Genomic DNA, 21,573 nt, shown 5'->3' with positions numbered 1-21,573 from the left:
GGCAGGCTCTCATGGACTCTTAGCCCGGAGTCAAGAGGGTTTACAGGTCAGCCATTCTCCAGATTCCCAGCAGATCCGGCACTTCATCCTTGCCTCTCATAAAGTCATTAATGGCTGCCGCCAGGGTTGAATAATCAACTCTGCTTGCGGGCATTGAGGTAATGACGACCGGAATCGGTCTGTTATCATCAGCCGCAAAGGTAATGTTGATGAACCCCCTGGCAATGCTGACAGTGAAATACTGGTATTTGGACTGACCATAAAATGCCAGCAGATAGACGACGTCTTCATGTTTTGCAGCATGTTCGGTAACGGCAGCAATGATGACATCGGCCTGACTCTTGCCACTGTAATGGCTGACGACTTTTCCGGGGTCTACTTTACTTAGTTGCAGGCCAGATCCACCGGCTACGGCATTAAATCCTTTGCTCATGCCCTCGGCATTGCCGGTGTTACTCCTTATGAGTCTTGAATCTTTGCTGTTCGAGGTAAAGCTGACGATGTCATTAACCTGATCCGTACGCGCCTTTGAACCGATGCCCAGTAAATTAACAAGATCTTTATTGATATTGAAAACCATGGTTCTGGCATGGCTGCTTTCTATGAGCTTTCTGAAACTTCTTGCGCGAGAAGGCAGGAGTGACTTAAAAGCTTTTTTAATCAGTGAAGGCGTTTTGTAAAGTACGAAACCGTCATCTCTGCTGCGAGATGCCTCAATGCCGGCATTAAATTGCCTGCCGAAGTCCAGCGCCTTCATGGCATCCAGAACATCCTGTGCCGTGGGTTTATTCTCGGAAGCTGACAATTTATAAGCTTCACAGAGTTTGGAAAAATTCTCCTCAGCCTTGGCTCCAAGAGCTGTAAAGGCTTCAGAGAAAGCAGGGTCCACAGCGTGATCGTCACCGATGGCTCCGGCAGCGAGCATCTGTTCATAATAAGCAGAATTGCCGACCATTACAGCAGTCTCGGGATAAGCGCCCGATACGCTCAAACCGTAGGCTGTGGAAACCAAATCAATCATTCCCTGATTGATTTCTTCAGCTGGAGCCTGAAGTGGCAGGGCCAGAACCAATAGAATTGTCCATAAATACTTCATAATGGTATCTCCTCATAGTAAATCCGTTTAATTATTTAGACACGACTAAGGGTGACAAAGTTCCCCTAGCAGCCTGTCGGACTTAAGCGTCCGTAGCGAGGATTGCAAGAAATTGAGGATAAAAATCTCTGTTTCTGAGGAGAATAGCGAGCTATTTGACGAAGAAACAGGGATTTTTATCCTCAATTTCTTGCAACCGCACGACTGCATGGATGCAGGAGCTAGAGCAACGCAGGAGCAGTTGCCGTGTAGGACAGTCTTAAGTCCGACAGGCTGCTTGCCCCAGGAGGCATTAAAGGTAAGGATGAAGACAGATACTTGCGAAGGTTCTATGAAAACCTATTCAACACTGAGGCTCATCCTCGGAGACCAGCTATACGCTGGCCATAGCTGGTTCACTAACAAAGAGCCGGATACCCTCTATCTGATAGCAGAGCTCCATCAGGAAGCCTCCTATGTAAAGCACCATGTACAAAAGATCTGTGCGTTCTTTGCAGCTATGGAAGCCTTTGCAGCGGCACTGGCAAAATCCGGCCATGAAGTTTTGCATTTAACCCTCGATGAGACGGCTCAATACGAGGATTTGCCATCCCTTCTGCAAGCACTGGTCAAAACCCACGGGATCAAACAGTTTCAATACCAGAGAGCCGATGAATACCGGCTTCTGAGGCAGTTGCAGGGCATGAATATCGGTGTCCCTGTCCAGGAAGTCGATAGCGAACACTTTCTGCTGCCGTTTGATGAGATTTCAAGCTATTTCGGTCAGGGCAAAGCCACAAGGATGGAGCATTTTTATCGCAAGATGCGAAAGCGATTCGACATTCTGATGGACGGCAATCAGCCAGAGGGCAGGCAGTGGAATTATGACCAGGAGAACCGCAACCACTTTAAAGCCAGTGATCTTGAAGAGATCCCAGAGCCACTGGTGTTCACTAACCCGGTGGCAGGCATTCTGGAAAGGCTGAACAGACACAATATCCAATATTTTGGTAAAGCCACTCCCGAGCTGATCTGGCCGATTACGAGGCAGCAGTCACTCAAACAACTGCGCTACTTTTGTCAACACGGACTGCCGCGGTTCGGGCAGTTTCAGGACGCTATGACTCACCAGAGTGATAAAAAATGGAGCCTCTATCACTCCCGTCTGTCCTTTGCCCTGAACAGTAAAATGCTGACCCCGATGCAGGTGATTCAGGCCGCAGTCAGAGCCTGGCGGGCAGACCCTGAGTCCATCTCCATTGCTCAGGTGGAAGGATTTATCCGACAGATACTTGGCTGGCGGGAGTATGTTCGGGGCATTTACTGGGTCAACATGCCTGAGTATTCCTCACTCAACTACTTCAAGGCTCAGCGTGCATTGCCAGGCTTTTTCTGGACTGGCGAAACCCGAATGACCTGTCTGCAGGAGGCAATTGCTCAGTCTCTGGATTATGCCTATGCCCACCATATCCAGAGATTGATGATTACCGGCACATTCTGCTTGTTGGCAGGAATCGACCCCGGTCAGGTTGATGAGTGGTACCTGGGCATTTATGTGGACGCTATTGAGTGGGTCGAACTCCCAAACACCCGTGGCATGAGCCAGTTTGCAGACGGCGGTTTGTTAGCTTCAAAACCTTATGCCGCCAGTGGTAACTACATCAACAAGATGAGTGACTACTGCAAAAGCTGTCACTACGACGTGAAGCGAAAAACCGGTGAGCGAGCTTGCCCATTCAACAGTCTTTACTGGCATTTTATGGTCAAACACAGAGAGCAACTGAGCAAGAACCCCAGAATCGGTATGATTTACAAGAACTGGGACAAACAGTCCGGTGATGAACGGGCAGTTATTACTCATCAGGCAGAGGTGTATTTGAAGAAAATAGACCGGCTTTAGTTTCGATATAGTTTCGATATAGTTTCGATATAGTTTCGATATAGTTTCGATATAGTTTCGATATAGTTTCGATATAGTTTCGATATAGCCGATCATGTTACGGTTTTTTTATTGGCTAAGGTTGGCCCACTCGCTGCCAGACCAGTAACGATTGATTTAAATAGCGATGCTGGCCTGATGAATGTGTATCCATTTCAAAATCCCCGGTCAATTCGTAAACTGCCCAGCCGGAAGAAAAGTTATCCAGTTCACTTTGGTTATTTTGCATAAAGGCTGTGGCTTCTCTGGCAGTTTTTAAACGCCAATCCACCGGGATATAACCCCCAGAACACAGGTCCAAACTTGATGATACTTTTGCCTTCCGACAGGGCGCTCTGATAGCTGGCATCACCAATGGTAAATATGGGGTGGGTAATATCCTCTCTCACCAATGGGCTGAACGAGTCCATTACCCCAAACCAGACAATGGCAGCCAGGACAATGATCAGGATGATGAGGTACTTGGCAAATTTCATAAGGAGCCAGATCTGTTGTTGGTTGGTCAGCCTCCCGAGTCTCCGAAACAGGGCGCCGATGAGTCCATTCTGGCACAACCTGAAGAGACTATTATTGATTCAGCCGACGGGTCACACCAAAATAGGCCCTATAGGGCAAAATTCTGAGCATTCCCATCATCATGCCAAACACCTTCGGAAATCGAATCTCAAAATGTTTGCCATTTAAACCGCGCAGAATAGCTTCCGCTGCCGGCTCAACATCCATCAAAAAAGGCATTTCAAAGGTGTTTTTATCCGTCAGAGGGGTTTTTACAAATCCCGGATTGATCAGTTTGATATCCACACCTTTCGGTTTCAGATCCGTGTACAGGGACTCAGCCATATTGATCAGAGCCGCCTTGCTGGCTCCATAGGCGGCGGCCGCAGGTAAACCACGATAGCCGGCCAGCGAGGCATTAATCGCCAGGGTTCCCGACTGCTGGTTCACCATCGTTGGGATTAACGCATCCAGACAATGACAGACGCCCATCACATTCAATTCGAAGTGTTGACGCATATGGGTGGATCTGAAATCCATGCCTGCTGTCTTGATAAATGTGCCTGCATTCAATACGGCAATATCCACCTGACCAAAGCGGCTCATAATCTCCTCGGCTACCCGCGTTACCTCATCATGACGGGTCACGTCGGCGGGTAGAGGGATAATAATTCCCTCCAGATCAAGTGCTTCATTCTGCAGCCTGTCCAGATTGCCGAAGCTTCGGGCCGTGGCTATGACCGTGCCACCTTGGCGGGCCATCGTTAAAGCTAGCTGGCGACCGATTCCCTGACTGGCGCCGGTAATCCAGATTACCTTGTTTTTCAGAGACGGGAGTTTGTTCATTGTTCCTTCTCTGATTCTGTGTTCGAAGGTTGTAGCTTTTCCAACGATGAGGTACTGATCAGCGAAGGGTCTTTACTGAAATAGAAGGTCAGGGTGCCCAGCCTGAATCCCCATTTGCTGACATCAGCAATATTGAGAATCTGGCCATTTTCCTGCAGGAACAGCCAGTCATCAAATTTCACCTGCCAGTTGATTCCCTTGATGGGTAAATTCATTTTATAGGTCCAGTTAAAGGTGTTGCCCTGACTGCTGCCTGTGGCCAGACCGATCAAATCATCTGCCTGACCTTCATAGTGGCTGTCATCCAGTATTTTTATTTTCCACAGCCGGTTGGATGCAGTGCCATCTTCATAAATAAAGTCTTCATCCAGTATTAGTATATTGTCTTCTATTCGACCTTTCATGATGACTTCAAAGTAGTTCTGTACTTTACCGAAGCGATCAACAAACTCACCCCAGGCATAGGTGGTGCCCTGGAAATATTGTTCAATGGTCAGAACAGGTTGGTCCTGCCTGTAACGTTTCTGTATTGCTTCCCGCATAAATATGACCTCCCTGCCTGCTTCATAAACCCGGCTTACTGATTCGATAAAGTCTCACGTCAATACTGTCCTGCTTAAAGCCGGCTTCACAATAAGCCAGGTAGAACAACCACATACGTTTAAAATGTTCGTCAAAGCCCAGAGTCACAATCTCTGGCCAGTGTTGTCTGAATGATTCAGCCCAGATTGAAAGTGTTCTGGCGTAATCACGGCCAAAGGAATGAGTGTTCTCGATATTCAGACCTGCCTGATGACATTGATCCTGGATCACCTGGTCGGTCGGGAGCATGCCGCCCGGGAAGATATAACGCTGAATAAAGTCGGCCTCCGCCCGATAATCGCTGAAGCGCTCTTCATCAATGGTAATCACCTGAATCACTGCCACTCCGCCAGGCTTGAGGGCATCAAACACTTTCCGGAAATAAATGGGCCAGTGGTTCTCTCCTACGGCTTCTAACATCTCTATGGAGACAATGCGGTCGTACTGTCCCTGGATATCCCGGTAATCCTTTAGCTGAAAGTTGAAACCGGCATCCAGCTGAAGCGAATCACGGGCAAACTGTAACTGCTCTCTGGACAGCGTCACTCCCGAATAATTCTGTCCTCCCTGCTGCTGTAGTGACCGGGCAAAGCCTCCCCAGCCACAACCAATCTCCAGCACGGAATGCTCTGGCATCACATCCAGCCAGTCCAGTACCCGTTTGTATTTATTGGCCTGAGCCTGTTCAAGTGTTTCATTGTTGTCGCTGAATAAGGCACTGGAATAGGTCATGGAGTCATCCAGCCACAACCGGTAGAAGTCATTGCCCAGATCATAATGGGCAGCAATATTGCGACGGCTCCCTGAACGACTATTGTTGTTTAAAAGATGACTTAAACGATGCAGCTTTCGAAACAGCCAGTTTGAGGAAAATTGCCTGTCTATCTGCTTTTCATTGAACATTCCCCAGTCCAGTAGAGCCTGCAGGTCTGGCGTATCCCAGTCGCCTTTCATGTAAGATTCTGCCAGCCCGATGATCCCCCGGTTGGCTGCCAGGAGCATGCTGAAAGGACGATTAATCATGACTCTGGCAATGGGAACGTCCCGCAGAGACGAACCTACTTTTATGACACTGTTCTTTTGCACTAACTCAATACGACTCAGCGAAGCCTTCTGCAACCGTTTAACCAGCCAATTAACAGCTTTGGACGATGTTTTATTGAGAAACAATTCACTTTCGCCAAAGGTATTTCCTTTGTTATGGGCGCTTCTTTCACTATGGAGGTTAGCTGCACTCTGCCCGGGAGGCAATCCATTCTGCGACAGGGTTTTTCCTGAGATATCCAACATTTATGCCCCCTGTTTCTGGTACTTTTTTTGTTCGTTCATGGTTGTTGTTTTTCCTGTCTGTTCCACAGTGCTACTCAATCGGTTTGTGATGCCGCGACTCCAACTGAAGAAGCGATCTTTTGGAACATGTCGAACGACCCGAATACCTTTAATGAAAAGCCGGAGAGCTTCCCAATGAATGGCCAGAGTCACCTTGAAAGCCTGCAATGGCAGAACAAAAAACTGCCTGAGAATGTTCAGATCACTGAGCGCCTGTCGCTCGCCTTTGAGAACGGCTGCAAATAGCCGACCGTCAGCATTATGCAGATGAATGCCCAGTTTCAGAATCTGGTCGGGCAAGTGAGCCTTGAAACGGTATTCACATTCGGTTTCAAAAAAGGGTGAAACGTGAAGTTGCTTCTTGACGGACTGGTGAAAGGTTGTTTTTTTACCCTCACTGTTTGCTATCGGAATAACGTAACTGTGTCGTTCACCAAAGGTGTTGGACACTTCATAGATAAGGGTAGACAGTTTCTCATCTGAGTCCAGACAGTAATAGACCGTCAGAGGATTAAAGATGTAGCCAAGCACTCTGGGGTAACACAGCATAAAGATTCGCTCAGGTGTCGGTATATCATGTGCCGACAAAAGCTCGGTTGCCTGGGTTTTGAGACAGTTTCCGGAACCGTCAGCAAAGTCTTTTGGATGGAAAGAGAGTAGGTTGAATCGGCTCACTGAAAACAGCTTTAGCTCGTTATCAAGCTGATTCAGCTCATCCAGATCGATAAGCCAGGAAGCCACCCGGTAACTGAAACGGTGCTTCCGGGGCCGAATACGGTTATGCATCAACTGCCCCCAATAGACCGCTGACTTCATGTCCGCCTCCCGTTACTGACACTGCTGTCCGTAACGTTGTTGGTAATGTTGCTTGTACTGTGGTTTGCAAAAAGAGTAACCGGCCTTTTCCCGATACCATGTTCGGGCCAGATCAACCTGTCATTCTGGTTTTCAACAGACCAGGGTCTTCTTTTTCCACCCAGTGCTTCCGCAACGGCCAGCCCGGATTGAAGGCCGTCTTCATGAAAACCGTAACCAAACCAGGCGCCACAGAACCATGTACGATTACGGCCCTGTAACTCCCATAATCTTGACTGTGCCTCCAGAGCATTTCGATCAAACACAGGGTGGTCGTAAAGGTAGCAACCATGAATAGATTCAGGCTCTGTGGAAGGGTTGAGAGTGACAAACAGAGGAAGACCTTCCAGCTGCTGAAGACGATTCATCCAGTAAGTGACGGAAGGACCTTCATTGCTCTGGGTGCCAAAGTAGTTCCAGCTCGCCCAGGCTCTTTTACGGGAAGGCATTAGTCGTTCATCACTGTGCAAAATAGCCCGGTTACGCTGGAAACTGAACGAACCCAACAGTAATTGTTCCAACTCACTGGGCTCGCTCAACATTGCCAGAGAAGTATCTGCGTGACAGGCCATGACAACATGATCAAACTCGTGAGTATCTCCCTGCAAATCGGTAATGATAACCCGGTCAGCATGGCGCTTGACCTTTCGAACGCAGCGATTCTTGATGGCCAGGCCGTCCATGTCATCCAGAATGCGGCGAACATATTCTTTGCTACCGCCATTGACAGTTTGCCACTGAGGACGATTTGTCAGCTGCAGTAAGCCGTGATTCTTGCAAAAACGCATAAAAGCCAGGGCGGGATAATCCAGCATTCGATCGGATGGCGTTGACCAGATAGCCGCCCCCATCGGAACCAGGTGATCATCTATAAAACGTTGGCTGTAGCCCCGACCAGTGAGCAGTTCCCGGAGCGTGACTGATGGGTCCAGCTTTTTCATTAACTCTGCACTGGACTGATAGAACCGGAAAATATCCAGCAACATTTTCAGAAATCCGGGCTTAACAGCATTCAATCTTTGGGCAAAGAGTCCATTCAGGTCTGTTCCGGAATATTCAGTCCGTCCTTTATTCATGGAAACCGCAAAAGACATATCCGTATTGGTGACAGGTACATCCAAGTGGTCAAAAAGTGCCGTTAGATTGGGGTAAGTTTTATCATTGAAGACAATAAAACCGGTATCCACGGGTATAGACTGATCATCATCCTGAACCATCACCGTGTTACTGTGACCTCCAAAACGATCATCTTTTTCAAATAAGGTGATTTGATGCTGCTTGGACAATAACCAGGCGCTGGAAAGCCCACTGATGCCTGATCCAATTACAGCAATGCTGAGTCCTTTAGCTGTCATAGGGCGACCTGTAAACATAATCTTCAATATTTTTACGCTATAACGATTTATTTGGATCACTCACTAAAAAATCGGAATCCAGATGATCCAAACGACGTTTCATTGCGTAAAGAGAGACAAATGAGCTGGACACACTATATCCTGATGATAAGTCCATCTACGAACAAAAGCACAATGGATTCAGAAAACAGTCACTCTGAAATGCCAGACAAGCTCAAGCAGTCATTGGTTGATCTGGGCCGCTACCGGGACAAACAAACGTTTGCGCTCCTGTATAGTTTTTTTGCACCCAGACTCAAAAGACACTTGATGACTAAAGGCGCACACGGAGAAATGGCTGAAGAGCTGGTTCAGGAAACCATGCTCTCTGTCTGGAGACATTGCAAAAGTTACGACCCCGAGAAATCCACGGCGTCCACCTGGATTTTCCGGATTGCGCGCAACCTGTGGATTGATCGGTTAAGAAAGGAAAAAGCGGACTTGATGACACCGTTGGATAATTACCCGGAAAGCCATTTTGAGCCAGCCATGACAGAGCTTGATTCAGAAAAGATCAAGTCCGCTCTGAAAAGCCTGCCTCAACAACAGGCCCAGCTGGTGTATAAAGTCTACTACGAAGGAAAAAGCCACCGGGAAATCTCTGAAGACATGGACATGCCACTGGGCAGTGTCAAGTCAGGCTTGAGACTGGCTTTCAACAAACTTCGTAGTCAGGCGGGAGGGTTAAAATGACTACACATCACCCTGACCTCAGCACCCTGATGAGCTACTCTGCGGGCAGTCTGGCTGATGCCATTGCTACTGTGGTTGCTGCTCATCTGAGTGTTTGCAGTCATTGCAGACAACAGGTTCAGGAAGCTGAACTAATCGGTATCAGTTTACTGGAAGAGCTAGAGCCAGCACCCATGTCTGACCGTGCTAAAGACGACATTCTTGCTCTACTTGATGACACTGAGCAGGCTCCTGTCAACAGCAGGCAGGAGCAGAATATACCGGACGATGCCGATGTACCGGCTCCCTTCAGACCATTGCTCGGGTATTACCTGGACGATCTGCACTGGAGGTATATGGCTCCGGGCCTGAAGCAATTCGTACTGCCAGCATCCGGCAGTAGTAACCTGAGGCTCTTAAAGATCGCACCGGGCACCTGCATGCCTTCCCACGGGCATACCGGTTCAGAACTTACCATGGTATTGAGGGGTTCCTATTCTGATGAGCTGGGTCGATTCTGCGCTGGCGACGTAGCCGATCTGGACCCGGATGTTCAACACCAACCGGTGGCAGACACCGGTGAAGACTGCATTTGTCTGATTGCTACTGATGCACCTTTACGATTCAATGGTCTCGTTCCCAGGCTTCTGCAACCCTTCTTCCAGCTTTGAGTGAGTCATTAAATTATAGGGAGTCTTACGGGTTGCATGGGTTATCCACACCCTTTGCATTTCGAGAACTGAATTTAAACGACAGGCTTAAAATATTCACAGAACTGACTGGTTGTTTTTTGATCAGATAATAAAAAAACCCCATTTAATGGGGCTTCCAAATGTATCCAGAAAGAAGTCACAAGGTTATCCACAATATTTGTGGATAATGAAACATAACTGTCATCATCGTGCAGATATGACGTGATATTCCAGCAATCCCCGGTGTTGCATCCAGCGGATAAACCAGACCAGAAGCCTCAAACGAATCCAGACTTTTGGGCGGGTAACAGGCGACAGTTGGCGATAGTGCTGCGAGAACCAGAAGCAGAAGCCAGAGAGAACATCCTGACTGATGTCTACAGTCTCAATTTTTTCAAAGCCCGCTTCTTTCAGATGGGATTCATACTTTTGCCGGATCATTAAGCCTTTCACGGAGATACCACAGGGCCTTGCCAGTAGCTTTACCATTCTCCGTTCCATGCGATCCCTGAAAGGGCGGCTGAGTATCATATCGGTCAGGGTAAGGCTGCCGCCATCCTTAAGGACTTTTCTGGCGTTGTTGAAAAAGCGCGATTTATTTTCAAACTGGTAAGCGCAATCAAGGGCCAGTAGTTTGTCAAAAGAGTCTGACTCCAGCTTGGCCAGCTCCAGCTCGTGGCCTCTTACCAGCTTTAGCTGGTCATAGTGATCACACTGGTCCTGCGCGCCCGCCAGTAGTTGTTCTGTTTCAGCCAATGCGGTGAGTGATTCAACCTGATAATAATCGAGCCAGACCAAAAGCTGATCGTAGCTGGAAAAACCCACATCCAGCACCTTGTCCTGATTGGAGAGACAGGCTTTATCGGCAAGCAGACCTGCCAGCTCGGAACAGGCATGACCATAATCGGAAGTTTCGCGCCAATAACCGATCAGCCTCCAGCCGGAAGAAGTTGATACACCACTGTTCAAAAGCCACTGATCAGCCAGCATGCCACGCTCTCCATTAGAAGGGGGCCACCAGATATTGACGATCAGACTGATCAGCTGGGACAAAAGTCCTGACATTACCAGCCAAGTTAACAGGATGCCTGAAAGAAATGCGAAGATGGTCATAGAATATAAATTATTAATTCCTTTGGATAAGCCTGTATGTCAGCCTCCCAGGGCAGTTACCTGATGATAGTGAGATCCTTCTTCTATTGCCAGCGGCAAACCGGGAGGCTATAGCCGTATGCTGGCAGACACTATCACTGTCAACAGGGAAGTATGGAGTACCTCTGATAACTAAAACGGCGCATTTGTGTAATAATTGGCCGTTTACCTTTTAAATGATGTATAGGGTGTCTGGTCAGGCAGATCGCCAAGGGGGAGCTAGTTTATGCTGATAACGTCTAATGTGACCATGCAATTCGGGGACAAACCCCTGTTTGAAGATATCTCCGTCAAATTTGGCGACGGCAACCGTTACGGTCTGATTGGTGCTAACGGTTGTGGTAAGTCCACCTTGATGAAAATTATCAGTGGCGAACTGGAACCCTCTGCCGGTAATGTCAGCTACGATCCCAACGAGCGAATTGCAAAGTTGAATCAGGATCAGTTTGCCTATGAAGAAAACACGGTGATTGATACCGTGATCATGGGTCATGCCGAACTCTGGAAGGTCAAGGAAGAGCGTGACCGCATTTATGCCAAGAGTGACATGACGGAAGAAGAAGGTATGCGTGTCGCAGATCTGGAAGTTCTGTTTGGTGAAATGGACGGTTATTCCGCTGAAGCCCGCGCCGGTGAACTGCTGCTGGGTCTGGATATTCCTCTGGAACAACACTATGGTCCAATGAGTGCTGTTGCTCCGGGCTGGAAGCTACGTGTTCTGTTGGCTCAGGTATTGTTTTCTGATCCGGACATCATGCTGCTGGACGAACCCACAAACAACCTGGACATCAATGCGATCCGCTGGCTGGAAGGGATACTCAAGCAGCGCGACTGCACCATGATCATCATTTCCCACGACCGTCACTTCCTGAACAGTGTCTGTACTCACATGGCTGATCTGGACTACGGTGAGTTGCGAATGTTCCCGGGTAATTACGATGAGTACATGATTGCGGCTACCCAGGTTCGTGAGCGTATGCAGGCTGACAATGCCAAGAAGAAAGCCCAGATTGCCGAGCTTCAGAGTTTTGTCAGTCGCTTTTCTGCCAATGCTTCCAAAGCCAAGCAAGCGACCTCCAGAGCCAAGCTGATCGACAAGATCAAGCTCGAAGAGGTTAAACCTTCCAGCCGACAGAATCCGTTTATCCGTTTTGAACAGGAAAAGAAACTGTTCCGGAATGCGCTGGTGATGGAAAAAATGTCTCAGGGTTATCAGGACAGCATGCTGTTCAACGACGTTGACCTGATGGTTGAAGTGGGTGAGCGCATTGCCATCATTGGTCAGAACGGTATTGGCAAGTCCACACTGCTGCATACTCTGGCCGGTAAGATGACACCAAAGGGCGGCACTATCCAGTGGTCTGAAAACGCTGATATCGGTTACTACGCCCAGAACCACAGCGACGAGTTCGATAAGGATATGAACCTGTTCGACTGGATGAGTCAGTGGATGAACGAAGGCGACGACGAGCAGGTAATCCGTGGTGTTCTGGGCCGTATGCTGTTCTCCCAGAGCGACATCAAAAAGTCAGTCCGCGTTATTTCCGGTGGTGAGCAGGGCCGTATGTTGTTCGGTAAACTGATTCAACAAAAGCCTAACGTATTGCTAATGGACGAGCCGACTAACCACATGGATATGGAATCCATTGAATCTTTGAACCTGGCGTTGGAAAACTATCCGGGCACACTGATCTTTGTCAGCCATGATCGTCAGTTTGTATCGTCTCTGGCGACCCGCATCATTGAAATTACCGAAAATGGCATCGTCGATTTCCATGGAACTTACGACGATTACCTGCGCAAGCAGGGGGTTGTTGAAGAATAAGTGATTAATGGGGCAGAGGGTCTCTGCCCTTATATGAATGAATGGTTTATTCGATACCCAGCAGTTCCACATCAAAGATCAGCGCAGAGTTGCCGGGGATTTTACCGGCACCCCCGCTGCCGTACGCCAGATTGGCAGGAATAAACAGTCGGAACTTGTCGCCTACTGACATCCGTTGCAGACCTTCGGTCCAGCCCGGAATCACCTGATTCAGTCCAAAAGAAATAGGCTGTCCACGATCTACAGAACTGTCAAACACCTGACCATTAACTAACGTACCATGATAGTGCACTTTCACTTTGCTGGTGGCTGAGGGGTGATCGGAATGTTCACTTTTCTCAAGAATTTTGTACTGCAATCCGGACTCTGTGGTGATCACACCTTCTTCATTGTGGTTTTTTTCCAGAAAAGCCTGACCCTGAACCAAGGCTTCCTGAGCCAGTTGTTTTTTCTGGTCAAAGCGGCGTTTGCCCCAGAACAAGATGATAGCAATAAAAATAATGAGGATAGCAGTAGACACAAGGATCACCCGATCTGTGGATAAGTCGATGAAAAATACCTTATCCGGACAGCTAGCTCAAAAATATCAGCCGCCTATCTCCCCTTCCCTGTCGGTTTCTGCGGACTCAGGTTTAGGATTAACCAGCTTTTCCTCTCTGGGCCATTGACCACTCCGTTTTCGGGTCCCCATAAAAAGAACGGCAACCATACCCACCAGAATCAGCCCCATCTGGACCATAAAAATCAACATGATCAGCGGCAGCATCATTACAAACAGGCCGGTGAGAATAAGGGTACCCAGAATCGCTTTAAACGGGCTGATGGCAGCGCCACTGCGCTGCTCAAAAAAAGCAGTCTTAATTTGATTAAAGCCATTTTTTAGTTGATTGAGCCATTTTTCCATGATTTACCTCGATTAGGGAGGGGGTTAGTCATGGCTAAAGTGTAGAGGGTTGTGGATAAACAGATCGTGTCCAGTAGATTAAAGTTTGTTCATGAAAAAGGGTTGTGTTTATAGACGACAGGTGTTGCCACTGGCCGGTGAAGGACTGCTTTGACGAAAATTGCTGGTTTAGCAAAATCGCCGTAAACCCTCGCCCAATCGAGGTTGTCGCAAAAGCCCAGTAACTCGTTCCCTCACTCTGCGTGGGAATGCATACCTCGCCTGAAAACCGCACTCTACAGCGTGAGATGAGGTGTAGGTTCCCACGCTGGTGCATGGGGATCAGGGTTTTGCGACACACTCAATCGGGCGCGGATATAAGTGCGCCGTGTAAACGGTGTATCCGCCTTTCACCACACCTGTCAGGAATACACGGACTCGTAAAAAATGCCCAAAATTTGAACGATCGTCCACTGCCTTTCCTTCAAGCCAATCACATGTTCCTCCTGATTATTGACCCTTAATACACTAAGCCCCTGGAAACAGAAAAATACCCATCTTGCTGTTGGGTTCTGGCAGGGCTTTTTTTTCTGGTCTGGAAATACACAACTTTGCTTTTTCAGTTCCTGCCTGATTCTGTGCTGGATAGCAGCATAGACTATCAGGCGTAGAGTCATCACCATTAACAGGGCTTCAATACGTTCCGCTTTCTTCAGATAGAGCGAAGAGACCAGAAAGTCCGGGCTCTTCAGGAACCGAAAGCCGCCTTCAACTTTTTGTTGCGACTTATAAGTAGACAGCAGCTCAGAGGCATTCAAACTATTTTTATCCAGTTCATTGGTGCTTAGGATAAAACAACCCAGTGAGGCCTCTGCATGCTCCCTTTTCTCGCAGGAAACATAGCATTCAGTTTGCACAAACTACTCGAAGTGATCAGGCTTGCTATCCGGCGATGGTCTTCCATTGCCCGAATAGCAGGGTTTACAGATAATCTCAGGCTCTGTTTCGCTTTGGCAAAGTTTCGATTGTTTCTGCCACAAGGCAAAAGCCTTCAATGCATCGTCCCGGCACATAGCGGCAACCAAGCCAAGGTGGTTGAGGTTCTTAGACTGGTATTGAGCTTGAGGCATGTTGGTGTACCTGAATGTCTGTTTATTTCTTTGACAACAGACTTTAGACAAATATCAATCGGGGTGGTGAAAAGCAGTTCAAATGACTCGGGTGACATGATTGGGCGAGGGATTACGGCGTTTTTGCTAGCGTGCTGGCTAATTCTATACATGTTTCGATGGGCAGCCACATATCAAGTTTTGTTTCATCTTCTGGATAGGCTAGACAAAAACCATATTGTTCATAAAATGAAACAACGGCTGCCATCATTGGATCAACAAATAATCCGATAGTTGAAATCTGGTCTGCAACAAGTACCGTTCGATAAATAGCATCAATTAGTAACATTTCCCCTAATCTCTGCCCTTGATATGAGGTAGCTACAGCGAGTCTTGCAAGCTTTACTGCACTCAGAGGATGCGGGTACTTCTGGTAATATTGATGTGCCGGAGGAACTGTTACTGAATATCCAGTCAGAGTGTAATAACCGGTGATAGTCTTTGATAACGATTCCTGGCAAGCCACATAGGTTTTTGAAATGTGTTTTACACTCTTTTGTCGCGCCTGCTGTTGTAAAAATCTATTTAATTCTCCAATACCGCAATCAAAGATCTTGCGATCATGATTGCGTGTGATTTCCTCAATGATTAGTGACATTCACAGTGTCCTTATAATTCCTGGCTGCTTCCAATAATTTCCCATTTGCTTTAGGAGGATTTTCCAGGGCTTCAAATAGGGCATCAGCCCCCTTCATGGAAAGTTGTAATGATTCAGTTTGTGTTATCACAGTGCGAGCCTTCTCCATTGCAGAATCAATTAGAAACTGAGAAAGAGATGCACCGGAATAATCAGCAGCTCGTTGGATAATCTCCTGAATATCCTTGGATGTTCGGGCTACAAGCCGTGTTTCTTTACGATCTGGAATTGAGGCCATAAATCACCTATCAGTTAGTTATTGAATAGATGTGTGTCATTATGGCATACAGGAAGTTCATTAACCAATAAATTAATTGCTTCACCACATAGTGTTCGGCCTGCAAAATTGCTTTCAGGGGTTTGAAGCCCCAGACCCCAATTACTAGAATGCTGGCAAAACGCTGTGAATATTGCGGCAAGACTGAAGGAAAGTTTGAAGTACACCATGTACGCAAGCTAAAGGACATTAATGATGGTACAAAAACATGGCAAAGACTCATGATAGCGAGAAATCGCAAAACTCTCGTACTTTGTGTTGAATGCCATGATCTGTTGCATGCTGGCAAGATGCCAGACAACAGGTACAGTCCTCGTAACAGCATGGAGAGCCGTGTGCAGTGAAAGCTGCACGCACGGTTCGGAGGGGGTTGCGCCTTGCAAGCGCGTAAAATCTTGTGACCTGAAATGGTCATCGCGGTAAAGCTGTGGTCGGCAGCCGTGTACCGAGTCTTGCGTGGTAGAAGGTAACGACTACTGCGAAGCGTAGACAGGGTGATAACAGGCCGTAACGTCTGCTAAGGGATAATTAGCCCCGAAATTGAACGTGGTTGAAGTGGCTGACCTTCTCTCTCAATGGGGAAAGCGGAAGTCGGGAGCTCCGCTAATGACAAGGCATCCCGACTGCTTCCGGGGTTCGTACCCACGGCATGTTATCGAATGATTTTACGTGAACAAGGGAGATCCTGAACGTTCAGGCGGAGCCTGTAGGGTCCGACGAGCCTGTAAAGCAAGAACGACTTGATGACGTTCAGGAAGTCAGACCAGCTGATAGTACTCCGAGGCGGGGAGAGCCCGTCACATGGGGAAGCGGCTGGCGGTATTTGAGCCTTTCCAGGGAAACATGGGCTCCACATCTGAGGGAGTTACGGTCTTTTACGCAGTGAGAAGGTAAACCAGCCATGGCAACGGGACTGGAGAGGGTAGCAGCGAAAGCCCGGAGTTATCCGAAACTTCGCTTCACAAGTCTGGCACATCATATTACCCCGGCGAGCCTGTGTATGAATCTGAACAAGATTCCACACAACACATCGCCCGGAGTCGATGGGCTGACTGTCGAAGAGACAAAGAAAGACTTTAAGCGGTGGTTGCAACAGACACTGACGTCTATCCATCGGCAAGGCTACAAGGCACCGCCGGTCAAAAGGGCATGGATACCCAAGCCGGGGAAAAAGGAAAAGCGCCACTCTGGGTGTTCCCTGCATCAATGACCGGGCTTTGCAGCGAAGTGTTGCTGATGTGCTGAATGCTATTTATGAGCAGGACTTTTTGCCCTGTTCCATGGGTGGCAGGCCACGACTGGGAGCGCACCATGCCCTGTCCACTTTTAACGAGGTGGTTTCAGGCCGAAAGGTCAGCTGGGTGCTGGAAGCGGACTTGAAGAACTTCTTTGGGAGTCTTGACCATGGATGGCTGCTTCGTTTTGTGGAACACCGGGTCGGTGATCCCAGAATTCTGAACCTTATACGGCGCTGGTTGAAAGCCGGGGTGATGGAGGCCGGGGAGTTGCAAGAGTGTGAAGAAGGTACGCCTCAGGGTGGGCCGATCAGCGTAGTTCTGAGCAACCTGTACCTGCATTATGTGCTTGACCTCTGGTTCGAGTGCAAGGTCAAGCCCCGGCTAAAAGGCGAGGCATGGCTGATCAGGTACATTGATGACTTTGTGGTGTGTTTTCAGTATCGCAGTGATGCGGAGCGGTTCATGAATGTGCTGCCACAGCGACTGGAGAAATTTGCGTTGAAACTGGAGCCGGATAAAACCCGGTTAGTCAGGTTCGGACGTTTTGCCAGTCGTGGGGGAAGACGATCGGAGACGGTTTACTTCCTTGGCTTTACGCACTACTGCACAAGGAATCTGAAAGGAAACTTCATGGTGGGAAGGAGAACGGAAAAATCCCGCCTAAGACGCAGCATAGCCAAACTGAAGGAACTGCTGAGACGAATACGCCATGATCCGCTGCACGAACAAGTGACAGCGATCAATCGACGGTTGAGAGGGCATTATGCGTATTACGGTCTGGGAGGAAACTTCCGAAGTATGGAGAAGCTTTACCGGTTTGTTGACCGCTACTGGTACAAGATGCTGTGTAGCCGATGCCGGAAAGGCAAGATTCCATGGGAAAAGTACCATAACCTCAAGCAGCTTCTGCCGCTACAGAAACCGAGGATAATGCTGCCTTTTATGGCAATGAAATCCATGGCTGTGCTGTGAGTCAAATATCGAAGAGCCCGGTGCGGGAAATCCGCACGCCGGGATCTGAGGGGGTTGGAGCTACAATTGGTAGCTCCTTCTACCCGGTGGAAACGGTAACCTGTCTACAGGAACACGTTCCCTACTCTATCACTCTGATCCTCCTTCTACATTACCTCTGCTCCAGTCATAAAGCATAATGCCAACTCGAGGTGAATATACGCATGCTGCCAGGCCTCCATAGATTAAAGCGCCTCTCAACGCCCTGATGTGGGGTGATCCATCGTAAATACAATACCCTGTAACAGCGCCTATAAATGCGTGTGGAGTCACAGTAAAAACAACAACCCCCGTTCCGAACAATGCCACCAAAGTTTTCATCAAGCTTTCCGGAGTGTATAAACCCCACAAAATGGGTTTTTTGCTGTAGCTGTCAGGACCAAAGTTGTCATCATCATCGCAGCAGCCATAATTGTAATTGCCATGATCACTGTCGGCACTGGAGAAGACAGCGCCTGAGAAAACACTCACATACCCAAGCATTATGACAAACAGGAAGTTTTTCATTAGATGATTTCAATGGCCATTAGTTCCTGATTGAACACGGAGAATAGCATTCGACTGAAAGCTTGCAAGCCAGACTGCTTTGAGCATGATTGAAAAAATTCTTGAACCAGCGTCCAGGCTAAGAGGGTCCTGATTGGAATCAGCATCTTTGGTTAAAAGGCAAGAAAGAAACGAAAGCTACCTTGAGAATGAGGCAGCAGACTATATATTGTGCAGGGAACAATAGAGGGTGTCCACGCTTTAAGCCAGGGAGATTAAGAAATATACGGGTGATCTGTTTTTCTTTCAGTGCGACCCCTCTTTTACATTATCTATACGACAATTATAAAGCATAACGCCAGCTGCAGTTGAAAATGCACATGCTGATAGCCCTCCCAGAATTGCAGCACCCTTCAACGCCCTGATGTGGGGTGATCCAGAGAAAAAATAATAGCCTCCAACAGCGCCTAAACATGCACGTGGAATCACCCAATAAACAACAAGCCCCATTGCGTGCAATGCCAGCAAGGTCCTCCTCAAGCTTATTTCATCGTATAAACCCCACAACATGGGTTCTCGATTGTGGCTGTGAGGGACAACGTAGTCATCATTGGTGTTTTCCTCATCGTATAAACCTGACAATATGGGTTCTTGATCGTAGCTGCGAGGGACGACGCAGACGTCATTGGAGCGGGCAGCGCTTGAGAAAATACTCGTATACCCAAGCATTATTAGAAACAGGTAATTCTTCATAAAGCGACCTCAATGGTAATTAATTCATGATTGGACATGAAAAAATAGCATTTGACTGAAAACGTGCAAATCTGGCTGCTTTGGGCCTGATTCAAAGGATTGGAAAAATTTTTGGAAGGTGGTGTCCAGATTAACGGTGTTCTGTCTGGAGTCAGTGTCTTTCGATGATGAGGGAAGAAAGAAATGGAAGGTATCTTGATAGTGAGGCAGGAGTATTTTTTTATTGTGCCGTGAATAAAGAAGATACCCACATTTTTAGCTCGGGCGATCAAGGAATATATGGGTGACCTGTTTTTTTCTGACTTTTCTGTTGATCTTTTACGACACCAGAACTTAGCGTCGAGTTCATTGATGAGTGAGCTCATTGAGAAGCCATTAATAAATTCGCCATTGCCTGCCTGGCCAGCCCCTTCAGCCAGAGGCTCTGCGACAGCCTTTGGAGCCTGGGGACGAGTCTTATGCACCAACAGCTTGACACCTGTCCTGACACATTTAGGGGATTGAACCCTTGGACTTTTTGAGGATTCTTTCTTTAAAGCAATACATTGGTTGCTTTTTATCAAAAATGAAACTAATGTGTTTCTTTATAGCTAAAAGCAACTAGTAAGTTGACAAGACAATATGGATACTCTGCTTCAACAACTTAAAAAAAGGCGATTAGATTTAGGTCTGAAACAAAACGACATGATGCTGCGTGTTGGCGTTTCCCGCCAGCAATATCAGCGCCTGGAATCCAAAGGGAATCCTCGGTTAGACACGCTCCAATTGATAGCAAAGGGCTTAAATAGCGAGGTAGTGCTTATACCCAAAGAGAAGCTTGGCGCGGTTCTGGCCGTCCTGGAGAGGAGCGTTAACGAAGAGCAGGAGGCAGGATCTGAAGGCATTAGCTCAGGCCAACGAGACCCGTCTAATTCAGTGAACAAAAAAAGCTTGTTTGATGATCCATGGCAAGATTTGCTTGGAGATGATTCGTGAGCAACGATGTCAACGTCATTAAGCTGACGCTTCACGGAGAGTGCGTGGGCTATTTGGCTGGCTACCAGAGCGGCAGGAATGTACTTTTTTTTGCCGATGAATTTACCAGTAATGTTCATCGGTCAACGTTTAGCCTGATCACTCATCCTGCATTCCCTCATTCTGATAAATTGATGTCAGAGCCTTGGGCACGAAATCAACGCTTGCATCCAACGTTATCAAATTTATTGCCAGAAGGATCGCTACGAGAACTCATTGCACAGGGATTAAAGGTGCATGTTGATAATGAATTTCAAATCTTCTCTTATCTGGGGGAAGATTTGCCCGGAGCAATCATTGCCACACCATTAGAGCCAGAAGACGTACCTGATGATATTGTATCCCTTATTTCCAGAGGTCATTATCGAAATGCGAAAGTGGTTAAGTTCGAAAAATTAGAACGAGAGAATAAATTTTCCCTGGCAGGCGTTCAGATGAAGTTTTCAATGGAAGAAAAGGATGGGCGTTATAACCTTTCTAATTCCGGGGTTTTAGGTGATTGGATTATAAAAACGCCGTCAACAAAATATAAAGATGTTCCTGTTAATGAATATACGGCGATGACACTGGCATCCATAGCAGGTATTGAAATACCGGAAATCAAGCTGGTTGATATGGGACAGTTGGATAACCTGCCACAAATCAATTTACCTGAAGAATCCCTTGCTTTTGCGATAAAGCGTTTTGATCGAAAAAAAAGCAGGCGAGTTCATATGGAAGACTTCGCGCAAGTATTGGTGAAGTATCCCCATGAAAAATATCACACCGCAAACTATGAACAGATTGCCAGGGTCCTGTACCAGTTTTCTGGTGATGCGTTAACAGATGTACAGCAGTTTGCAAGACGACTGTTAGTGAATATTTTGTTGGCAAATGGTGATGCGCATTTAAAAAACTGGAGTCTTTTATACGAAGACAAGGTGACACCAAGGCTATCTCCTGCTTATGACATAGTAACGACAAATGTGTATATCGACGGGGAGCGAAACTTTGCTTTGAATTTGGGAAAAATAAAAGATTGGTATGCTGTGTCATTCTCAAATTTCAAGGCGTGGTCAGAAAAATCGGGCATACCATGGCGGGCAGTAAGGCCTCATTTAGAAGATGTAATGTTTAGGGCCCGAACATTGTGGCATTCCACTATTAAAGAACTTCCGATGAATGTGAAACACAAAGAAAAGTTAACAGAGCATTGGAAAAACTTGCATCAGGATTTCAGGCTGTAAACCTATCTTGATGAAGAAAAGTG

Annotated in this window: 27 protein-coding genes; 10 read left to right on the top strand and 17 right to left on the bottom strand. The window is 47.5% G+C overall.

The genetic code is table 11. The features are described from left to right. Positions 1–40: 40 nt before the first annotated feature. Positions 41–1,096 carry a hypothetical protein gene (locus tag P6910_RS22450; RefSeq protein WP_317143481.1) on the bottom strand — a complete coding sequence of 352 codons (1,056 nt, stop codon included), beginning with the start codon at positions 1,094–1,096 and terminating at the stop codon, positions 41–43. Positions 1,097–1,400: 304 nt separating this feature from the next. On the opposite strand from P6910_RS22450, the gene P6910_RS22445 reads away from it, so the two are divergent. Then, positions 1,401–2,975: a cryptochrome/photolyase family protein gene (locus P6910_RS22445; RefSeq protein ID WP_317143480.1), complete on the top strand. Its 1,575-nt coding sequence runs from the start codon at positions 1,401–1,403 to the stop codon at positions 2,973–2,975. Between the two features lie 115 nt (positions 2,976–3,090). Here the strand turns inward: P6910_RS22445 and P6910_RS22440 are convergent, their stop codons facing one another. The 7 genes from P6910_RS22440 to P6910_RS22410 all read right to left on the bottom strand — a co-directional run bounded on the left by P6910_RS22440 (position 3,091) and on the right by P6910_RS22410 (position 8,476). Next, positions 3,091–3,243: a hypothetical protein gene (locus P6910_RS22440; RefSeq protein WP_317143479.1), complete on the bottom strand. Its 153-nt coding sequence runs from the start codon at positions 3,241–3,243 to the stop codon at positions 3,091–3,093. After that, positions 3,233–3,490, bottom strand: a complete 258-nt coding sequence (locus tag P6910_RS22435) for a hypothetical protein (RefSeq protein WP_317143478.1) — start codon at positions 3,488–3,490, stop codon at positions 3,233–3,235. The genes P6910_RS22440 and P6910_RS22435 overlap by 11 nt, the downstream gene beginning before the upstream one ends. A gap of 91 nt (positions 3,491–3,581) precedes the next feature. Next, a complete protein-coding gene (locus P6910_RS22430; RefSeq protein WP_317143477.1) occupies positions 3,582–4,355 on the bottom strand; it encodes an SDR family NAD(P)-dependent oxidoreductase in 774 nt (257 codons plus the stop codon). After that, complete coding sequence (locus P6910_RS22425; RefSeq protein WP_317143476.1) at positions 4,352–4,897, bottom strand: DUF3833 family protein; 546 nt, start codon at positions 4,895–4,897, stop codon at positions 4,352–4,354. Before P6910_RS22425 ends, P6910_RS22430 begins: the two co-directional genes overlap by 4 nt. A gap of 22 nt (positions 4,898–4,919) precedes the next feature. Beyond that, positions 4,920–6,227: a cyclopropane-fatty-acyl-phospholipid synthase family protein gene (locus tag P6910_RS22420; RefSeq protein ID WP_317143475.1), complete on the bottom strand. Its 1,308-nt coding sequence runs from the start codon at positions 6,225–6,227 to the stop codon at positions 4,920–4,922. After that, positions 6,228–7,082, bottom strand: a complete 855-nt coding sequence (locus P6910_RS22415; protein ID WP_317143474.1) for a DUF1365 domain-containing protein — start codon at positions 7,080–7,082, stop codon at positions 6,228–6,230. Next, entirely contained in the window at positions 7,079–8,476 is a 1,398-nt protein-coding gene (locus P6910_RS22410) for an NAD(P)/FAD-dependent oxidoreductase (RefSeq protein ID WP_317143473.1), read from the bottom strand. Before P6910_RS22410 ends, P6910_RS22415 begins: the two co-directional genes overlap by 4 nt. 120 nt (positions 8,477–8,596) lie before the next feature. On the opposite strand from P6910_RS22410, the gene P6910_RS22405 reads away from it, so the two are divergent. Continuing rightward, positions 8,597–9,208, top strand: coding sequence for a sigma-70 family RNA polymerase sigma factor (locus P6910_RS22405; protein WP_317143472.1), 612 nt, complete (start codon positions 8,597–8,599; stop codon positions 9,206–9,208). Next, positions 9,205–9,858 (top strand): ChrR family anti-sigma-E factor, encoded by a 654-nt coding sequence (locus tag P6910_RS22400; RefSeq protein WP_317143471.1) that lies wholly within the window; start codon positions 9,205–9,207, stop codon positions 9,856–9,858. Before P6910_RS22405 ends, P6910_RS22400 begins: the two co-directional genes overlap by 4 nt. A 225-nt stretch (positions 9,859–10,083) precedes the next feature. Here P6910_RS22400 and P6910_RS22395 read toward each other — a convergent pair whose 3' ends face one another. Then, positions 10,084–10,932: a methyltransferase domain-containing protein gene (locus tag P6910_RS22395; RefSeq protein WP_317143470.1), complete on the bottom strand. Its 849-nt coding sequence runs from the start codon at positions 10,930–10,932 to the stop codon at positions 10,084–10,086. Positions 10,933–11,257: 325 nt separating this feature from the next. Here P6910_RS22395 and P6910_RS22390 point away from each other — a divergent pair, with 325 nt between their 5' ends. Beyond that, the gene (locus tag P6910_RS22390) at positions 11,258–12,856 is read left to right on the top strand and encodes an ABC-F family ATPase (protein ID WP_317143469.1); all 1,599 of its coding nucleotides are present in this window, start codon (positions 11,258–11,260) and stop codon (positions 12,854–12,856) included. A 46-nt stretch (positions 12,857–12,902) separates the two neighbouring features. Here P6910_RS22390 and P6910_RS22385 read toward each other — a convergent pair whose 3' ends face one another. From P6910_RS22385 to P6910_RS22360, 6 genes are all read right to left on the bottom strand, one after another. Further along, positions 12,903–13,376: an FKBP-type peptidyl-prolyl cis-trans isomerase gene (locus tag P6910_RS22385; protein WP_317143468.1), complete on the bottom strand. Its 474-nt coding sequence runs from the start codon at positions 13,374–13,376 to the stop codon at positions 12,903–12,905. Between the two features lie 66 nt (positions 13,377–13,442). Continuing rightward, positions 13,443–13,760, bottom strand: coding sequence for a hypothetical protein (locus tag P6910_RS22380; RefSeq protein ID WP_317143467.1), 318 nt, complete (start codon positions 13,758–13,760; stop codon positions 13,443–13,445). 401 nt (positions 13,761–14,161) lie between these two features. Further along, entirely contained in the window at positions 14,162–14,656 is a 495-nt protein-coding gene (locus P6910_RS22375; protein ID WP_317143466.1) for an IS1634 family transposase, read from the bottom strand. A gap of 3 nt (positions 14,657–14,659) precedes the next feature. Then, on the bottom strand, positions 14,660–14,869 hold the full coding sequence (locus P6910_RS22370; protein ID WP_317143465.1) for a hypothetical protein: 210 nt from the start codon (positions 14,867–14,869) through the stop codon (positions 14,660–14,662). 112 nt (positions 14,870–14,981) lie between these two features. Next, positions 14,982–15,506 carry a GNAT family N-acetyltransferase gene (locus P6910_RS22365; protein ID WP_317143464.1) on the bottom strand — a complete coding sequence of 175 codons (525 nt, stop codon included), beginning with the start codon at positions 15,504–15,506 and terminating at the stop codon, positions 14,982–14,984. Beyond that, a complete protein-coding gene (locus tag P6910_RS22360; protein WP_317143463.1) occupies positions 15,490–15,783 on the bottom strand; it encodes a DUF1778 domain-containing protein in 294 nt (97 codons plus the stop codon). Before P6910_RS22360 ends, P6910_RS22365 begins: the two co-directional genes overlap by 17 nt. Before the next feature lie 149 nt (positions 15,784–15,932). On the opposite strand from P6910_RS22360, the gene P6910_RS26960 reads away from it, so the two are divergent. The 4 genes from P6910_RS26960 (at position 15,933) to P6910_RS26955 (ending at position 18,441) form a co-directional block, all read left to right on the top strand. Continuing rightward, positions 15,933–16,166: an HNH endonuclease gene (locus P6910_RS26960; protein WP_410493946.1), complete on the top strand. Its 234-nt coding sequence runs from the start codon at positions 15,933–15,935 to the stop codon at positions 16,164–16,166. Between the two features lie 557 nt (positions 16,167–16,723). Next, positions 16,724–17,032 (top strand): hypothetical protein, encoded by a 309-nt coding sequence (locus P6910_RS22355; RefSeq protein WP_317141987.1) that lies wholly within the window; start codon positions 16,724–16,726, stop codon positions 17,030–17,032. A 7-nt stretch (positions 17,033–17,039) separates the two neighbouring features. Next, positions 17,040–18,032, top strand: coding sequence for a reverse transcriptase domain-containing protein (locus P6910_RS22350; RefSeq protein ID WP_317143462.1), 993 nt, complete (start codon positions 17,040–17,042; stop codon positions 18,030–18,032). Between the two features lie 268 nt (positions 18,033–18,300). Continuing rightward, a complete protein-coding gene (locus tag P6910_RS26955; RefSeq protein ID WP_410493945.1) occupies positions 18,301–18,441 on the top strand; it encodes a hypothetical protein in 141 nt (46 codons plus the stop codon). A gap of 422 nt (positions 18,442–18,863) precedes the next feature. Here the strand turns inward: P6910_RS26955 and P6910_RS22340 are convergent, their stop codons facing one another. Together P6910_RS22340 and P6910_RS22335 are read right to left on the bottom strand one after the other, a co-directional pair. Beyond that, positions 18,864–19,310: a hypothetical protein gene (locus P6910_RS22340; RefSeq protein WP_317143460.1), complete on the bottom strand. Its 447-nt coding sequence runs from the start codon at positions 19,308–19,310 to the stop codon at positions 18,864–18,866. Then, positions 19,307–19,774: a hypothetical protein gene (locus P6910_RS22335; protein ID WP_317143459.1), complete on the bottom strand. Its 468-nt coding sequence runs from the start codon at positions 19,772–19,774 to the stop codon at positions 19,307–19,309. The genes P6910_RS22340 and P6910_RS22335 overlap by 4 nt, the downstream gene beginning before the upstream one ends. 157 nt (positions 19,775–19,931) lie before the next feature. Between P6910_RS22335 and P6910_RS22330 the strand changes: the two genes are divergently transcribed. After that, positions 19,932–20,285 (top strand): helix-turn-helix transcriptional regulator, encoded by a 354-nt coding sequence (locus tag P6910_RS22330; protein WP_317143458.1) that lies wholly within the window; start codon positions 19,932–19,934, stop codon positions 20,283–20,285. Next, complete coding sequence (locus P6910_RS22325) at positions 20,282–21,550, top strand: type II toxin-antitoxin system HipA family toxin (protein ID WP_317143457.1); 1,269 nt, start codon at positions 20,282–20,284, stop codon at positions 21,548–21,550. Before P6910_RS22330 ends, P6910_RS22325 begins: the two co-directional genes overlap by 4 nt. Positions 21,551–21,573 lie beyond the last annotated feature (23 nt).

The organism is Endozoicomonas sp. 8E, assembly GCF_032883915.1.
Taxonomy (GTDB): Bacteria; Pseudomonadota; Gammaproteobacteria; order Pseudomonadales; family Endozoicomonadaceae; genus Endozoicomonas_A.
This window is presented reverse-complemented; position numbering and strand designations above follow the sequence as displayed.

Coding starts and splice junctions, on each gene's coding strand:
- P6910_RS22365 (WP_317143464.1), bottom strand. CDS start 15,506: ATGTCACTAATCATTGAGGAAATCACACGCAATCATGATCGCAAGATC.
- P6910_RS22340 (WP_317143460.1), bottom strand. CDS start 19,310: ATGAAGAATTACCTGTTTCTAATAATGCTTGGGTATACGAGTATTTTC.
- P6910_RS22355 (WP_317141987.1), top strand. CDS start 16,724: ATGGCAACGGGACTGGAGAGGGTAGCAGCGAAAGCCCGGAGTTATCCG.
- P6910_RS22380 (WP_317143467.1), bottom strand. CDS start 13,760: ATGGAAAAATGGCTCAATCAACTAAAAAATGGCTTTAATCAAATTAAG.
- P6910_RS22390 (WP_317143469.1), top strand. CDS start 11,258: ATGCTGATAACGTCTAATGTGACCATGCAATTCGGGGACAAACCCCTG.
- P6910_RS22405 (WP_317143472.1), top strand. CDS start 8,597: ATGAGCTGGACACACTATATCCTGATGATAAGTCCATCTACGAACAAA.
- P6910_RS22450 (WP_317143481.1), bottom strand. CDS start 1,096: ATGAAGTATTTATGGACAATTCTATTGGTTCTGGCCCTGCCACTTCAG.
- P6910_RS22430 (WP_317143477.1), bottom strand. CDS start 4,355: ATGAACAAACTCCCGTCTCTGAAAAACAAGGTAATCTGGATTACCGGC.
- P6910_RS22410 (WP_317143473.1), bottom strand. CDS start 8,476: ATGACAGCTAAAGGACTCAGCATTGCTGTAATTGGATCAGGCATCAGT.
- P6910_RS22360 (WP_317143463.1), bottom strand. CDS start 15,783: ATGGCCTCAATTCCAGATCGTAAAGAAACACGGCTTGTAGCCCGAACA.
- P6910_RS26960 (WP_410493946.1), top strand. CDS start 15,933: ATGCTGGCAAAACGCTGTGAATATTGCGGCAAGACTGAAGGAAAGTTT.
- P6910_RS22440 (WP_317143479.1), bottom strand. CDS start 3,243: ATGCAAAATAACCAAAGTGAACTGGATAACTTTTCTTCCGGCTGGGCA.
- P6910_RS22425 (WP_317143476.1), bottom strand. CDS start 4,897: ATGCGGGAAGCAATACAGAAACGTTACAGGCAGGACCAACCTGTTCTG.
- P6910_RS22445 (WP_317143480.1), top strand. CDS start 1,401: ATGAAGACAGATACTTGCGAAGGTTCTATGAAAACCTATTCAACACTG.
- P6910_RS22400 (WP_317143471.1), top strand. CDS start 9,205: ATGACTACACATCACCCTGACCTCAGCACCCTGATGAGCTACTCTGCG.
- P6910_RS22435 (WP_317143478.1), bottom strand. CDS start 3,490: ATGAAATTTGCCAAGTACCTCATCATCCTGATCATTGTCCTGGCTGCC.
- P6910_RS22415 (WP_317143474.1), bottom strand. CDS start 7,082: ATGAAGTCAGCGGTCTATTGGGGGCAGTTGATGCATAACCGTATTCGG.
- P6910_RS22420 (WP_317143475.1), bottom strand. CDS start 6,227: ATGTTGGATATCTCAGGAAAAACCCTGTCGCAGAATGGATTGCCTCCC.
- P6910_RS22370 (WP_317143465.1), bottom strand. CDS start 14,869: ATGCCTCAAGCTCAATACCAGTCTAAGAACCTCAACCACCTTGGCTTG.
- P6910_RS22330 (WP_317143458.1), top strand. CDS start 19,932: ATGGATACTCTGCTTCAACAACTTAAAAAAAGGCGATTAGATTTAGGT.